The organism is Allorhizobium sp. GW101-3B10 (genome assembly GCF_059424725.1).
Genome location: NZ_JBWKZR010000001.1, coordinates 3939112 through 3953562, shown reverse-complemented (window position 1 = coordinate 3953562; position 14451 = coordinate 3939112). Strand labels below are relative to the sequence as shown.

Annotated in this window: 13 protein-coding genes; 4 read left to right on the top strand and 9 right to left on the bottom strand. The window is 63.5% G+C overall.

What is annotated here, in order from left to right:
• Positions 1 to 391: 391 nt before the first annotated feature.
• A protein-coding gene (locus AC07Y0_RS19555) for an IS3 family transposase (protein ID WP_498675171.1) occupies positions 392 to 1491 on the top strand; the annotation gives its coding sequence in 2 pieces (ribosomal slippage) (positions 392 to 644 and positions 644 to 1491; 1101 coding nt in all).
• 582 nt (positions 1492 to 2073) lie between these two features.
• Here the strand turns inward: AC07Y0_RS19555 and AC07Y0_RS19550 are convergent.
• Positions 2074 to 3189 (bottom strand): IS110 family RNA-guided transposase, encoded by a 1116-nt coding sequence (locus AC07Y0_RS19550; protein WP_498675509.1) that lies wholly within the window; start codon positions 3187 to 3189, stop codon positions 2074 to 2076.
• A gap of 395 nt (positions 3190 to 3584) precedes the next feature.
• Here AC07Y0_RS19550 and minC point away from each other — a divergent pair, with 395 nt between their 5' ends.
• From minC to minE, 3 genes are read left to right on the top strand one after another with little or no spacing between them, the layout of a single operon-like run.
• The gene (minC, locus tag AC07Y0_RS19545; RefSeq protein ID WP_498679350.1) at positions 3585 to 4319 is read left to right on the top strand and encodes a septum site-determining protein MinC; all 735 of its coding nucleotides are present in this window, start codon (positions 3585 to 3587) and stop codon (positions 4317 to 4319) included.
• A gap of 29 nt (positions 4320 to 4348) precedes the next feature.
• Complete coding sequence (gene minD, locus AC07Y0_RS19540) at positions 4349 to 5164, top strand: septum site-determining protein MinD (protein WP_028737575.1); 816 nt, start codon at positions 4349 to 4351, stop codon at positions 5162 to 5164.
• Positions 5161 to 5421, top strand: a complete 261-nt coding sequence (gene minE, locus AC07Y0_RS19535) for a cell division topological specificity factor MinE (RefSeq protein ID WP_498679349.1) — start codon at positions 5161 to 5163, stop codon at positions 5419 to 5421. The genes minD and minE overlap by 4 nt, the downstream gene beginning before the upstream one ends.
• 161 nt (positions 5422 to 5582) lie before the next feature.
• Here the strand turns inward: minE and AC07Y0_RS19530 are convergent, their stop codons facing one another.
• The 8 genes from AC07Y0_RS19530 to AC07Y0_RS19495 form a co-directional block, all read right to left on the bottom strand.
• Complete coding sequence (locus AC07Y0_RS19530; RefSeq protein WP_498679348.1) at positions 5583 to 6974, bottom strand: mannitol dehydrogenase family protein; 1392 nt, start codon at positions 6972 to 6974, stop codon at positions 5583 to 5585.
• Between the two features lie 5 nt (positions 6975 to 6979).
• Positions 6980 to 8176: a mannonate dehydratase gene (gene uxuA / locus AC07Y0_RS19525; protein ID WP_498679347.1), complete on the bottom strand. Its 1197-nt coding sequence runs from the start codon at positions 8174 to 8176 to the stop codon at positions 6980 to 6982.
• 12 nt (positions 8177 to 8188) lie between these two features.
• Positions 8189 to 9250, bottom strand: a complete 1062-nt coding sequence (locus AC07Y0_RS19520; protein WP_498679346.1) for an L-idonate 5-dehydrogenase — start codon at positions 9248 to 9250, stop codon at positions 8189 to 8191.
• 55 nt (positions 9251 to 9305) lie between these two features.
• Positions 9306 to 10712: a TRAP transporter large permease gene (locus AC07Y0_RS19515; protein ID WP_498679345.1), complete on the bottom strand. Its 1407-nt coding sequence runs from the start codon at positions 10710 to 10712 to the stop codon at positions 9306 to 9308.
• Between the two features lie 3 nt (positions 10713 to 10715).
• A complete protein-coding gene (locus AC07Y0_RS19510; protein WP_498679344.1) occupies positions 10716 to 11291 on the bottom strand; it encodes a TRAP transporter small permease in 576 nt (191 codons plus the stop codon).
• 70 nt (positions 11292 to 11361) lie between these two features.
• Positions 11362 to 12336, bottom strand: coding sequence for a sialic acid TRAP transporter substrate-binding protein SiaP (locus AC07Y0_RS19505; protein ID WP_498679343.1), 975 nt, complete (start codon positions 12334 to 12336; stop codon positions 11362 to 11364).
• A gap of 63 nt (positions 12337 to 12399) precedes the next feature.
• Positions 12400 to 13113, bottom strand: coding sequence for a FadR/GntR family transcriptional regulator (locus AC07Y0_RS19500; RefSeq protein ID WP_498679342.1), 714 nt, complete (start codon positions 13111 to 13113; stop codon positions 12400 to 12402).
• A 186-nt stretch (positions 13114 to 13299) separates the two neighbouring features.
• Complete coding sequence (locus AC07Y0_RS19495; protein ID WP_498679341.1) at positions 13300 to 14337, bottom strand: Gfo/Idh/MocA family protein; 1038 nt, start codon at positions 14335 to 14337, stop codon at positions 13300 to 13302.
• Positions 14338 to 14451: the final 114 nt, after the last annotated feature.

Genomic DNA, 14451 nt, shown 5'->3' with positions numbered 1-14451 from the left:
AGAGGCAGCGGCCAGGCAGCCTGAACCTCAGGCGTGAAGACACGGCCGTGAGCCCCAGGAGGCGCGATCGCTGCGCCTGGCTGGTCGGCGCGAGAACAGATCGGCACCAGACGGCCGACAGGCTCAAGCGGGCCGCATGCGAAAAGATCTTCGACCTTCCGCGGCGGCGTACCCATGCAGCCCTGCAGCATTGTCGTCACGCGATCAAGTTGATCGGTAAACGCTGTTTTCCTCGCGCATTGACCAAACGCGTTGGGCCGTTCCGAACACTACCTCTCTGACGGATGGCAAGAATCCTTCAAAAGCGGTCGTGCGAGATGTAACTGCTGACCTGAGACCCTGAACTTCCTCCAGAATTTGGTAGAGTCCGTCACATCAAGGAGACGGACGAATGAAGCGTTCACGGTTCACGGAAGAACAGATCATCGGAATATTGAAGGAGCAGGAGGCGGGCGCGAAGACAGTCGATGTCTGCCGCAGGCACGGCATCTCGGATGCAACCTTCTACAAATACAAGGCGAAGTACGGCGGCATGGACGTGTCCGATGCCCGCAAGCTGAAGGCGCTCGAGGACGAGAACGCCAAGCTGAAGAAGCTGCTCGCCGAGGCCATGCTGGACAATGCGATCCTGAAGGATGTCGCTGCAAAAAAATGGTGACGCCCGATGTGAAGCGGAATGCGGTGGCTCACGTCTGTGCGCAGCACGGGGTGAGCCAGCGTCGGGCGTGCGAGGTTCTATCGGTGGATCGTTCGAGCATGCGATATCGGAGCGTGCGGCCGGACGATGCGTCCATCCGCGAGGCGATGAAGAAGGTGGCGTCCGAGCGTCGTCGCTTCGGCTATCGCCGTATCCACGTGATGCTCGACCGGCAGGGGATCGTCATGAACCTGAAGAAGCTTCGACGTCTCTATCGGGAGGAAAAGCTGACGGTGCGCAAGCGCGGCGGCCGAAAGCGGGCCTTGGGGACGAGACGTCCTTTGGCTCTGCCGTCGCGTCCGGGCGAGCGCTGGAGCCTGGACTTCGTCAGCGATGCCTTCACCGACGGCCGCCGGTTCCGTGTTCTGGCGGTGGTCGACGACTTCACCCGTGAATGCCTGTGCCTGGTCGCCGACACATCCCTGTCGGGGGCACGGCTTGCCCGCGAACTGGATAGTCTCATCGCCAGACGGGGAAAGCCGAGGACGATTGTCTCGGACAACGGCACGGAGATGACCAGTATGGCCATCCTCAAATGGTGCCAGGAAGCAAAGGTCGAATGGCACTACATCGCCCCAGGCAAGCCGATGCAGAACGGCTTCGTCGAAAGCTTCAACGGCAGCTTCCGTGACGAGTGCCTCAACGAGACCCTGTTCTCGTCGCTCACTCAGGCCCGAGCCGCCATCAACGCATGGAAGGAGGATTACAACAGGAGCAGACCCCACTCGTCGCTGGGCAATATCACCCCCAGCGAGTTCGCAATGAAAATGGCTATGGAAAAACAGGCCGCATGAGGCCAGATTAAAAACCCAAGACTCTCCCGAAAACTGGAGGGAAAGTGGGTCTCAGGTCATGTTCTCAACGTTCATGCCGCGACGTGATCTGCCACCTTTCTCAGAAGAAGGGCGTCCAGCCCCGCCGGATGGTAGGGCGGGAACAAAGCAGCATTTTGGGCGACGATCAAAATCATAGGCCAATGTTCAGTAGCGTCGTCAGAACAGCCAGTAAGGCACCCATGGAAAACGCCTTGTCGCTTGTCCATGGAATATCGATTACAGATTAGACTGTGGCGACAAGGTGGGCTCAGGACACCGCTCTGATGTCCGTTGTCAATGCGTTGGGCGCGAGGAAGCTACCGTTCCGGAGAAACGGCTGTTCATGATGATGATCGCGTATGGGTGGAGGCGGAACTCAAGGACGTCGGTGATCAAGCTCTGATGCGCGGGTTGGCTACCGCATTCCCGATTGTGCGTCCGGGGCTATTCCGATCTTACTGCGGGCGTCGGTCGAATGCCGGCCACAAAGCGTCTGACGGGTGTTCCCCTGCCGTTGTTCCGCCCCCGCCCATGCGCGAGATGCAAGTTCGATGCGGCGATCTACGATCTGATCGACTGCGCCTCCCTTGCAACGGCCCACATGAAGCCACTCAACTCGCGGGCAATGGCGGTACAAACCACCGTCGTTCGCTTTCCTCGTCCGGTCAGCATTCGATAACGAGCCGTCAACCGGCTCTGAGCCTTCCATGCTATCTCCCGCACTTTCGGCGGCGCTTGCTCCATACGGTACAGCTTCCTCGCGCCAACCTTCGGCGGATGGCGATATGTCCAGGCGCTCTCGACCAGCATGTGCCGAACACGCCCATTGCCTGCCTTGGTGATTGAACCCCGTCTGACTATCTCACCCGTTGATCGCTCACCAGGAACCAAGCCGAGATAGCCCATCAATTGGCGGGGGCTCTCAAATCGGGTGACGTCACCGACCTCTGTTGCGAAGGTGACGGCGACGATCAAATCGACCCCTCGTAACGTCTGTAGAGCTCGAACGACGGGCGCGAGAGACCAAGTGGGGATAAACTCCTCAATCACCTTGTCCAGTCGTTCGACGCGCTCCTTCGAGAGGCGCACCGCCTCGACCATTTCCTGCAAAGCGATCTGATGCGCGGGGTGATCGAACTGTTGCTCCTGCAGCCAGCACAGATATCGCATCGTCCAGCCCTTCTTGCGTGGATAGATGCGACTATGCTTGAGCATAAAGGCACTTACCTGTTGCCGATGAACCCGTAATGTCTCGACCGCAGCAGCTCGAGCACGAACAAGATCGCGCATAGCCTCATGGCCCTCGTCGGGAACCCACACTGCCGTGAGCTCGCCGGCCCTCAATAGCCGGGCGAGCGCGAGCGCGTCTCGACGGTTCGTCTTCACCCTGTCGCCAGGCTTCCTCGGGATCAATGACGGGGCGACAACCATGCATTCATGGCCAAGGGATTTGATCAGCCGATGGAGGCCATAACCGGTCGGGCCGGCTTCATAGCAGAAATGCACGTGATCAAACTTCGCGGCTATTCGCTGAATTATGCGACGCATGCTGACATCGGATGCATCAACCTCGCCGAAATAGCGTACCTCTCCGTCCCGGCCAGATTCGGCAACAGCAATCGCATTCTTCAGCTTGGCGACATCGATTCCGACAAAAGCTTCTCTATAATCTGCCACGGCTCGTCCTCCTGTGATGAGGATCGGCTCGGCCCGTCCGAGCAACCCTCGGAAGACCAGTGTAGGGCGAGCCACCTCAGGCGCGAAGACGGACATACGGTCTTACGGTGTACCCATGCAGCCCTGCAGCATTGTCGTCACGCGATCAAGTTGATCGAATCGGCCTCGTCCCTTCACGATGCCACGCGACCGCGTGCATCGAGGATGACGAGATCGGACGGGTGGCCAAGCTTCCCGGGCGTGGCATCCTGCTGAAAAAGCGGCTACGCGAAAAAACGCAACACGTCCGTTGCCGTTGGCCCTTGAGTGTCCCCATTCGGAGATCAGATCCGTGGCAGCGTTAACGCTTTGTTAACCATGGAGAGGCTAGCAAGGGTTACCAATCATTAACCCAGATGACCAAAGTGCTAACAGACGCCCGCTCGATCCGCATCAAGGGCCGCTCCTTCATGGCGGTCGTACTGTCGCCCGATCTGCCGCTCGACGAGTGGCTGGAAAGGCTCGACGATCTCGCCGCACGTTCGGCGGGCTTCTTCCTCGGTCGCCCCGTGGTTCTCGACGTCACCGATCTGGCGATCGATCGCCCCCAGCTGAAGGACCTGCTGGCGGCGCTTCGCACCCGCAATGTCAGCGTCATGGGGATCGAGGGCGGACGGCCTTCGCTGATCGAACCCGGAATGCCGCCGGCCCTGAAGGGCGGACGCCCGGCCGCCGATTTCGAGGTGGCGACGAGCGAACGGACGGAAGTCCCGCGCAACGAGGAAACGAAGGCCGAAGAACCGGTCGCCACGCGACAGGCGCTCCAGTCGCTGATCATCCGCGAACCGGTGCGTTCGGGCCAGTCGGTCACTTTTGCCGACGGCGACGTGACGGTGATCGGCTCGGTCGCCTCGGGCGCCGAGGTGATCGCCGGGGGGTCCATCCACATCTATGGCGCGCTGCGCGGTCGGGCCATGGCCGGCTCGCTCGGCAACCAGACCGCCCGCATTTTCTGCCGCAAGCTCGAAGCCGAGCTGGTGGCGATCGACGGCATCTACAAGATGGCCGAGGACATGCCGCCCGAGCTTCGCGGACAACCCGTCCAATGGTGGCTCGACGACGAAACGCTGAAGGCAGACAAACTCAAATGAACCGAGATGGCCAGGAACAGGAGAACAAGATGGGGAAGGTAGTCGTCGTCACGTCAGGCAAGGGCGGGGTTGGCAAGACAACCTCCAGTGCGGCGCTGGGTGCAGCCCTGGCGCAGAGAAACGAGAAGGTCGTGGTCGTGGACTTCGACGTCGGCCTGCGCAATCTCGACCTCGTCATGGGGGCGGAACGCCGGGTGGTCTACGATCTGGTCAATGTCATCCAGGGCGACGCCAAGCTGCAGCAGGCGCTGATTCGCGACAAGCGCGTCGACACGCTCTTCCTGCTGCCCGCCTCCCAGACCCGCGACAAGGACAACCTGACGCCCGAGGGCGTGGAACAGGTGATCAACGATCTGCGGCGCTATTTCGACTGGGTCATTTGCGACAGCCCGGCGGGCATCGAGCGTGGCGCGACGCTGGCGATGCGCCACGCAGACGTGGCGGTCGTGGTGACCAATCCGGAAGTCTCGTCGGTCCGCGACTCCGACCGCATCATCGGGCTGCTCGACGCCAAGACCGTCAAGGCCGAACGCGGCGAACGCATGGAAAAGCACCTGCTGCTCACGCGCTATGACGCCCAGCGGGCCCAGCGCGGGGACATGCTGAAAGTCGAGGACGTGCTGGACATTCTCTCGATCCCGCTTCTCGGCATCATTCCGGAAAGCATGGACGTGCTGCGCGCCTCCAATATCGGCGCGCCGGTCACGCTTGCCGACGCCCGCAGCGCACCGGCGCTTGCATATTTCGACGCCGCGCGCCGCCTCTGCGGCGAGCAGTTGCCCATCGAGATCCCGGGCGAGAAGCGGGGGCTCTTCGGCAAGATTTTCGCGCGGAGGGCAGCATGAGCATCTTCAAACTGTTCCGCAAACAGAGGTCGGCCCCGACCGCGCGGGAGCGCCTCCAGGTTCTTCTTGCCCACGAACGGGCGTCGGCCGGTTCCGATCTCGTCGCCGTGCTGCGCGAGGAGATCCTCGCCGTGATTGCCAGGCACGTCCAGGTCGACGGCGAAAAGGTGCATGTCACCATGGAGCGCGACAAGCATGTGTCGATCCTCGAGATCGAAGTGGAGATACCGCTGGAGGGCTCCAGGCTCGCCGCCTGAGGCGAGACCGCATTGCATCAGCCGTCAACGGACATTGTGGGTAATGCCCCAAGTCCAAAGGGCGAATAGACAGGACACCGCCAGGGAATGGCGGTGTCCGAGACGCGTCAATCGGATGGCGGCCAGGGTCATCCTCACCGCCGGGCCTAGTCGACCCTTGTCTACAGTTCGCCGTTGACGAGGTCGCGCCAGGCTCTGGCTGCGACCAGCTCCGGCGGGAACAAGCCGTTTATGGCAAAGAACGAGGCGGAAGGATCGGCCGGATCGACCGTGCGCGCCGCCGCCAGGATCTCTTCGCGGCGGGGATCGTCGCAATCCATGCGCTTGCGCACCACCGTGATCCACAGCGCGACGACATGGGCGAACTCGGCCGCATTGCCGCCGGCGGCGAGCGTCTCGACCGCCGCGGCAAAAATGCGCTGAGGCAGCTTCTGGCTGCAGTCCATGGCAATCTGGATGTTGCGGTGGGCGATCGCCTTGTTGGCGAAACGCTCGATCAGCTGGCGCTGGTACTGATCGAGATCGATGCCGGGAACCGGATCGAGCGTTGGAACGACCGCTTCCATGTGCCGGTGCACCTGATCGACGAGTTCCGGCACGGCCATGACGTCGCGCACATATTCCAGGCCGTTGAGCAGGCCGAGATGGGCGATCAGCGTATGCGAACCGTTGAGCAGCCGGAGCTTCATTTTCTCGTAGGGTTCGACGTGGCTGGCAAAGATCGCGCCGCCGGCCTCCCAGGCGGGGCGGCCGGAGACGAAATTGTCTTCGATGACCCATTGCAGAAACGGCTCGGTCTCGAGCGCAAGGCGATCCTCCACGCCGAGGAGCGCGCCGGCCAGCGAACGGGTGGCGTCGGTTGCAGCCGGAACGATGCGGTCCACCATGCTGCAGGGGAAGGCGCCGTTGTCCGCGATCCAGCGGGCAAGATCCGGATCGCGCCGCTCGGCCATCTCCAGCACCAGCCGCCGGACGATCCTGCCATTCGAGGGAAGATTGTCGCAGCAGAGCACCGTGTAGGCTGGAATGCCCTTTGACCGGCGCAGCGCCAGCCCCTCGACCAGGAACCCGAGGACGCCGGTCGGCGCATGCGGATGGGCAAGATCGGCGGCAACGGCCGGATGGCCGAGGTCGAGCCCGCCGGTGGCCGGGTGGAGGCCATAGGCCTTTTCCGAGACGGTCAGCGTCACCACGCGAATGGACGCGTCGGCGAGGTAGTCGAGAACCTTTTGCCGGTCCGTGGCGGCGCAGACCCAGTCCACCGTCGCGCCGATCACTTCGGCCGTGTCGCCCGCGGATCCGCGCACCACGACGGAATAGAGACCGTCCTGCGCCTGAAGGGCTTCGACGGGTTCGGCCGACCGCAGGTTGACGGCAACGATGCCCCAGGCGCCGAAATCCTTCGACAGGGCGCGCTGGGTGTAGACGGCCTGATGGGCGCGGTGGAAGGCGCCGAGCCCGATATGGACGATGCCGGGGCGAAGCGCTGCGCGGTCATAGGTCGGTCCGGCGACGGAGGCCGGCAGCTTGGTCGAGTGAGAGAGACGTTCCATGGGCGTCAGGCCAATCCGTATTGGGGGTGAAGCAGGGTGCGTTCGATGCCGCGCAGTTCGGCCAGTCCCTTCAGCCGGCCGATCGCCGGATAGCCGGGCTGGGCGCCGCGCGTCAGGTCGTCGAGGATCTCCTGGCCGTGGTCGGGGCGCATCGGGATGCGGTGATCCTCCCGGCCTTCGGCGCGCCGGCGCTTTTCCTCGCCAAGCAGGGCGGCAATCACGGCGACCATGTCGGTGCCACCTTCCAGGTGTTCGTCCTCGAAGAAGGAGCAGGGCACGGTGTCGGTATCGCGCGTGACATTGCGCAGGTGCACGAAATGGATGCGTTCGGCGAAGCGGTGGGCGATGAAGGGCAGGTCGTTGTCGGCGCGGGCGCCGAGCGAACCGGTGCAGAGCGTAACGCCATTGGCGCGGCTGTCCACCTGCCCCAGCATGTGGGCATAGTCGGCCTCGGTCGAGAGGATGCGAGGCAATCCGAGAAGCGGCCATGGCGGATCGTCGCCATGCGCGCAGATGTTGATGCCGACCTCTTCGGCGACCGGCGTCACCTCCGAGAGGAAGTCGACGAGATTCTGTTGCAGCCGCGTGCGGTCGGTGCCCCGGTAGGAGCGCAGCTTTTCCAGCAGCTGATCGAGGGTGTAGCCATCGGCGGAGCCGGGCAGGCCCGCACCGATATTGCGACCGAGGGCCCCAATCTTTTCATCGGGCATCTCGGCAAACCGCCTGGCGGCCGCTTCGACCAGCCATTCCGGATAGTCGGCCTTGGCGGCGGGTCGCTTCAGGATATGGATGTCGAAGGCGGCGAAATCGCTAAGATCGAAGCGCATGGCCTTCGCGCCGTGGCGGGTCTCCCAGCGCAGGTCGGTGCGGGTCCAGTCGAGCACCGGCATGAAGTTGTAGCAGACGGTGCGGATGCCGCAGGCCGAAAGTCGGCGCAGCGTTTCCTGCCAGTTGGCGACATGGGTGCGCCATTCGCCGGTTTGGGTCTTGATGTCTTCCGACACGGGCACGCTTTCCACCACGTCCCAGTAGAGGCCGCCGGCCTTGATCTCGTCCTGGCGCTTACGGATCTCGTCCATCGTCCAGGCCGTTCCGGTCGGGACGTGGTGCAGGGCACTGACGATGCCTTCCGCTCCGGCCTGCGCGGCATCGCGCACCGTCACCTTGTCGACAGGGCCAAACCACCGCCATGTATGTCTCATCGTTTCCGTCCTCTATCGTCTGTGGGCGTCGCCGAAGGTGATCTGGACCTTGCAGGCGACGCTGCGGTCGCCGGCCTGTTCGAAGGCCTCAACCGCCTGTTCGAGCGGGAATGCGTGGGAAATGATCGGCCGGACGTCGATGCCCCGTCTGGAAATGAGCGCCACGGCGTCGGCGAATTCGCGGTCGAATCGCTGCGAGCCGCGCCAGACGATTTCCTTGCCGACCAGGGCGTTGAGCGGAATGGTGATGTCGCCGGTCACGCCAACCTGCACGATGGTGCCGCGCGGCTTAAGGGCGGCGAAAGCCGAGCGCAGGGCGGGACCCGCCGCCGAGCAGTCGAAGACCACGTCGAACTGTCCCTTGTCCCTTTGCCAGGGGGCGAGACCGTCGGGGTCGCTCGCCACGTTGAGCGTGGCGGTCGCGCCCATGGCCGGGGCCCGGGAAAGGGCCGCGTCGCTCAGATCGGTGACGACGATTTCGGCAGCGCCTGCATGGCGGACCGCCGCGACGGTCAACAGGCCGATAGGTCCGGCGCCGGTCACCAGGACCTTTGTGCCCGCCAGCGCACCCGTCTGGGCCACGGCATGCAGGCACACGGCCAGCGGCTCCGCGCAGGCCGCTTCCGCCGGCGTCACAGGACCGGAGACGGGATGGCACTGGATCGCCGGCACGATCATCCGGTCGCGAAACATGCCCTGCTCATGCGGCACGCGCATCGCACTGCCCATGAAGCGCATGGACAGGCAGTGGATGGGCTGGACCAGCCGGCAATAGTGGCATTCGCCGCAGGGTTGCGACGGATTGACGGCGACCAGCATTCCGGGTCCGATCGCGGCAGGATCGACGTCTTCGCCGACCGCTTCGACATAACCCGACGCCTCATGGCCGGCGATGATCGGCTCGCTGACGCGCACCGGACCGAAGCCGCCGTCCTGGTAGTAATGCAGATCGGATCCGCAGATTCCGCCGGCGGCCATGCGCAGCAGCACCTCGCCCGGTCCGAGCGGCGGCATTTGCTGCGTCTCGACCCGCAAGTCGCGTGTTCCGTATAGGCGTGCCACCCGCGTCAGCATGGTTTCTCTCTGTTCATGGCAATAGGCCCGCGCGCCGAAGCGCGCGGGCAGTCGGTCAACGGATGAGGCCGAGCTGCGTCGGTAGCCAGAGCGTCAGCGCCGGGATGAAGGTGATCAGCAAGAGGGCGACGAACAAGGGGATCATCCAGGGAAGGATGGCCATGGTCGTGCGTTCCACCGACAGTTTCGAGATCCGCGACAGGACGAAGAGGACCATGCCGACGGGCGGGGTCAGGAGCCCGATCATCAGGTTCAGCGTGATGATGAGGCCCAGATGCACGGGGTCAATGCCATAGCGGGCGGCGATCGGCAGCAGGATCGGCACCAGGATGCTGATCGCGGCGATCGTGTCCAGGAAGGCGCCGATGATCAGCAGCAGCACGTTCACCAGGATGAGGAAGGTCCACCAGTTGTCGGTCAGCGCGAACATGAAGTCCGAGAACAGCTGCGCTGCCTGGCTCACCGTCAGCAGCCAGGCGAAGATCGACGCCGCCGTGACGATGAAGAGCACCGAAGCTGTGGTCTCGATCGTGTCGAAGGAGGCCTTGGCCAGCGCCCGGAAGGTCATGGTGCGGTAGCGCACCAGGCCAAGGAACAGCGACCAGATCACCGCGGCGACCGCGGCTTCGGTCGGCGTGAACCATCCCATCGTCATGCCACCAATCAGCAGCACCGGCGTCATCAGCGCCATGACGGCGTGAAAATCGAAGTACCAGTCGAGCGCCACGAGGAGGACCAGCCCAATCAGCACTGCGACATTGACGGAGAGGCCGGCCATGACCAGCAGATAGATCGCCGCGGGGAAACAAAGCACGACGACCACTTCCAGCGATGCGCCGGCCAGCCGCCGCAGCTCGAACGGCGTGTCCGAACCCCAGCCGTTGCGCCGGGCGAAGATGTAGACGGTGATCATCAGAAGCGCGGTGATGACGATGCCGGGCAGGATGCCGGCCATGAACAGCGCGCCGATCGAGGCATTGGCCATCATGCCGTAGATGACGAAGGGCAGGGACGGCGGGAAAATGGGGCCGAGCGTCGCCGAGGCTGCGGTCACGCCGACGGCGGCCTCGACCGGATAGCCGTGATCCTTCATCGCCTTGATCTCGATCGTGCCGATGCCCGCCGCATCGGCAAGGGCGGTGCCGGACATTCCGGAGAACACCACGGAACCGATGATGTTGACCTGGGCCAGCCCGCCCTTCATCCAGCCCACCAGCGACAGGGCGAAATGGTAGATGCGGCCGGTGACGCCGGCGATGTTCATGAGATTGCCGGCGAGAATGAAGAAGGGCACGGCGATCAGCGGAAAGCTTTCCACGCCGGCAATCATGCGCTGGGCGGCGATGATGTCGGGCGCGACGCCATAGACCAGGAGATAGGACAGCGACGCCACGCCCATGGCAACCGCGACCGGCGTACCGAGGATCATGAGAAGCAGGAATGCACCAATGAGAAGCAGCACTGTTCAAACTCCTGTCGGGATGTCGGCTTCTTCAGCCTGCTCGCGAACCGTTTTCGCGCTCGTCATGTCCTTGACGAGGTTCTGCACCGAACGCACGAACATCAGGGCGAAGGCGGCCAAAACCGTGTAGAAGACGATGCCGCGCGGCAGGTCCACTGTAACCATGCGTTCGCTTCCGACCACCGCCACGTAGCGCCACATCAGCCATGTGGTGTAAGCGAAGAAACCGATGACGATCAGGTCCACGGCACCTTGCAGAACGCGAGCGGCGCGCTTCGACATCAGTCGGTAAAGCAGATCGACCTGGATATGCCGACACATGCGCACGCACATGACCGAACCGAGAAAGACGATGACGACAAGGCAGTTGGCGGCGATCTCTTCCGTCCAGGCCAGGCTGTTGTTCAGGGCATAGCGGGTGAAGAACTGCAGGAAGACGCAAAGGGCCATGCCCCAGAAGATCGCCAGCGTCAGCCAGTCCTCGATCGCATAGCGCGACAGGTCGGCCGGGCCTGTCTCTTCCTCGAACGCATGCGCCATCTCGTCCACGCTGATCGGCGCGTGTTTTTGGTCTGTCATTTGAAAGCTCCAGCGAGCGGAATTCACCAGGGTGAAACCCGGCGCCGCGGGGGCGCCGGGAGACGCGCGTTTACTTCACGGCGCGGATCGCTTCCCAGTCGGCCTTGTCGTAGCCGAATTCCTCGAAGGTCACCTTTTCGAGCACGGTCTTTTCGAAGTCGGACCTATCCACTTCGACGACATTGATGCCCTTCTCCTTGAAGGTACCGACCAGCTTGTTCTCACGCTCCTCGATGATCTTCGTCGCCCGGGCGGAGGCTTCCTGCATGACCTCGGTGAAGATCGCCTTGTCAGCGTCCGAGAGATTGCCCCACAGGGTCTTGGAGACGACCGTGTTCAGGTGGTCGACGATGTGACCGGTGAGCACGATGTTCTTCTGCACTTCGTAGAACTTCTTCGCTTCGATGGTGGTCAGCGGGTTTTCCTGGGCTTCGACGGTGCCATTCTGAAGCGCAAGATAGACTTCGGCAAAGGCGATCGGCGTCGTGTTGGCGCCACAGGCGCGGGGCATGGCGAGATAGGCCGGGACATCCGGAACGCGGATCTTCAGGCCGGCCATGTCGGCGCATTTCTCGATCGGCTTGTTGGAGGTCGTGTGGCGGGTGCCGTAGTAGGTGACCGCGGTGATGTGGTTGCCGGTGGCATCCTCGTAGCCCTTGGAGAGCCGCTTGAAGATGTCGCTCTTGGTATAGGCCAGGAGATGGCTCGGATCGCGGAAGATGTAGGGGAAATAGGTCACGCCGATCGGCTTGAAGTCGCGCGCGGCGAAACTCGAGCCGGAGATGATGATGTCGACGGTGCCGAGCTTCAGGCCCTGGTTGATGTCGGCTTCCTTGCCGAGCTGCGAGGCCGGAAAGACGTCGATCTTGTAGCGGCCTTCGGTGCGCTTGGCGATTTCCTCGGCAGCCCACACCGACTCGGTGTGGAAGGGCTCCGACGTTTCATAAACATGCGCCCATTTGAGCACGGTTTCGGCCTTCGCGGCCAGCGCCGAGACCAGGACAAGGGCGGTTGCGCCCAATACGGTTGTCAATCTGAATGTCATTCTTTCCTCCCGAATAGATTTCAGACTTCTGTCTCCCGATCCTCCGCCTCAAGGGCGCCAGGATCAGTCTTCTCTCACCGGCTCCTCCCCGAAGCTTTCTGAGAATCTCTTCTGCGCCAGCGTCAGATGCCGACGCATGGCTTCGCGCGCCGCAGACGGATCGCCGGCGGCGATGGCGTCGCGGATGGCCTTGTGTTCCTCGACGGCCCGCTGCCAGGTGTGCGGACCTTCGAAATAGCTCGCCAGCTTCTCGAAATAGGGCGAAGTCCGCTTGTCGATCAAAAGGCTGATGAAATGGCGCAGGGCCGCATTGCCGACCATGTCGACGATGGCGGCATGAAAGGCGAGGTCGGCGGCGATGGCGCGCTCCGGCTGGTCGAGCGAATCCTGCATGCGCGCCAGCATCTCGTCGAGACGGGCGATGCCTTCGGGCGAGGGATGCCGGGCAGCCTCCTCGGCGATGGCGCTCTCGACGATGCAGCGGGCCTGAAGGATTTCAAACGGGCCGTCGACTTCCTCGGCTGGCAGGATCGTGGGTATGCTCGCCGGCTTCTGGGCAATGTACACGCCCGAGCCCATGCGGATCTGGATATAGCCTTCGACCTCGAGCACGATCAGCGCCTCGCGCACCGTCGGACGGGAAACACCAAACCGTTCGGCGAGATCGCGCTCCGCCGGCAGCCGTCCGCCGACAACCAGCTCGCCCGCCTCGATCAGCACGCGTATCTGGTCCGCGACCTGCCTGTACAGGCGACGCGGCTCCAAGGTCACAAACATCTAGCGAACTCCCTCAACACGCATCTCCTCATGCATGCGGTAAGGTGGCCTTACCAATTTCTCCATAAGAGCGTAAAATTTCCTGAAGTCAACCCCACTCGGTTGTGCCGTTGCCGGTCCAGGCTCCGTTCGAGCCATGGCAGGCCATGACTGAAGCCGTCCTTCCTCGACCGCGCACCGCCTTCGTCAGACATCCACAAGCTGGCCGGTCGCCGCGGCGCGCAAGATGGCGTCGATCAGGCGGTGGGCCTTCAGCGCTTCGCCGCCGGAGGCGCGCGGCTGCCGGTTCGTGGTGATGGCGTCGAGAAAATCCTGGTGCACGGCGCGGTGGTTGCCGTGGGAAAAGGCCATGGGGTCCGCGCCGCTGCCGCCATCGGCCGAGTCGTCGTGCAGGTCTACCCTGCGTCCGTCCGTCAGGTGGATGACGCCATCGTCGCCTTCGAGCCGCGCCGTGCCGCGCGTGCCGATGATCTCGATCAGATCGGGGAAGCCGGGATAGGCCGCCGTGGTTGCGCTCAAGGCGCCGAGCGCACCATTGTCGAAGCGAAGGGCGGCGTGGACGAGGTCTTCGGTTTCCATCCTGTGCACGCGGCTGGTCGCGGCGAAGCCGGTGACCTGGGTGGGCAGACCTGCCAATGCGATCAGCTGATCGATGGTGTGGATGGCCTGGGTCAGCAACACGCCGCCGCCGTCCCGCGCCAGTGTTCCGCGGCCGGGCGCGTCGTAGTAGCTCTTATCCCGCCAATTGCAGAGCCGCACCGAGGCCGAGACGATCTCTCCCAGCGTACCCTCGCCGATCAGCCTTGCCGTCTCCGTGAAGACGGGCCGAAACCGGCGTTGCAGCACGATGCCGAGCTTGATGTCGGCACGCTCGGCCGTTTGGACGACCTGTCGCGATCGCTCCAGCGAGATCTCCAGGGGTTTTTCCAGCAGCACGTGCTTGCCGCTCGTCGCGGCGCGCTCCACCAGGGCCAGATGCGTGTTGGGCGGCGTCAGGACGATCACGTAGTCAATGGACGGATCGTCGAAGATGCGGTCGGCATTGTCGACGACGGGCAGCCCGAACCGATCGGCGAAAGCCTTGCGCCGTGTCTCGGTCGGGCTGAAGGCGCCGACCACCTCGACCCGGTCCTGCAGGTCGAGCAGGCTCAGGGCGTGCGGCCCCGAGGCCATTCCGAGGCCGATGATGCCGGCCCGCAGTCTTCGGGGTTGGGCGACCGTCAAGGCAAGTTCCTCCAGGGTGCAAGCGACCCTGGTTTCGCGACTTCAGCGGCAGGGCGATCGCAGTATCGATGATCGGCGGCGAGGCTCCTCCCGCCCGTCCGGAGCCCTATCAGT

Bases quoted from the DNA above. Each gene is read 5' to 3' on its own strand.
- minC (WP_498679350.1), top strand. From the start codon at position 3,585: ATGACCAAAGTGCTAACAGACGCCCGCTCGATCCGCATCAAGGGCCGC.
- minD (WP_028737575.1), top strand. From the start codon at position 4,349: ATGGGGAAGGTAGTCGTCGTCACGTCAGGCAAGGGCGGGGTTGGCAAG.
- minE (WP_498679349.1), top strand. From the start codon at position 5,161: ATGAGCATCTTCAAACTGTTCCGCAAACAGAGGTCGGCCCCGACCGCG.
- AC07Y0_RS19530 (WP_498679348.1), bottom strand. From the start codon at position 6,974: ATGGAACGTCTCTCTCACTCGACCAAGCTGCCGGCCTCCGTCGCCGGA.
- uxuA (WP_498679347.1), bottom strand. From the start codon at position 8,176: ATGAGACATACATGGCGGTGGTTTGGCCCTGTCGACAAGGTGACGGTG.
- AC07Y0_RS19520 (WP_498679346.1), bottom strand. From the start codon at position 9,250: ATGCTGACGCGGGTGGCACGCCTATACGGAACACGCGACTTGCGGGTC.
- AC07Y0_RS19510 (WP_498679344.1), bottom strand. From the start codon at position 11,291: ATGACAGACCAAAAACACGCGCCGATCAGCGTGGACGAGATGGCGCAT.
- AC07Y0_RS19505 (WP_498679343.1), bottom strand. From the start codon at position 12,336: ATGACATTCAGATTGACAACCGTATTGGGCGCAACCGCCCTTGTCCTG.
- AC07Y0_RS19500 (WP_498679342.1), bottom strand. From the start codon at position 13,113: ATGTTTGTGACCTTGGAGCCGCGTCGCCTGTACAGGCAGGTCGCGGAC.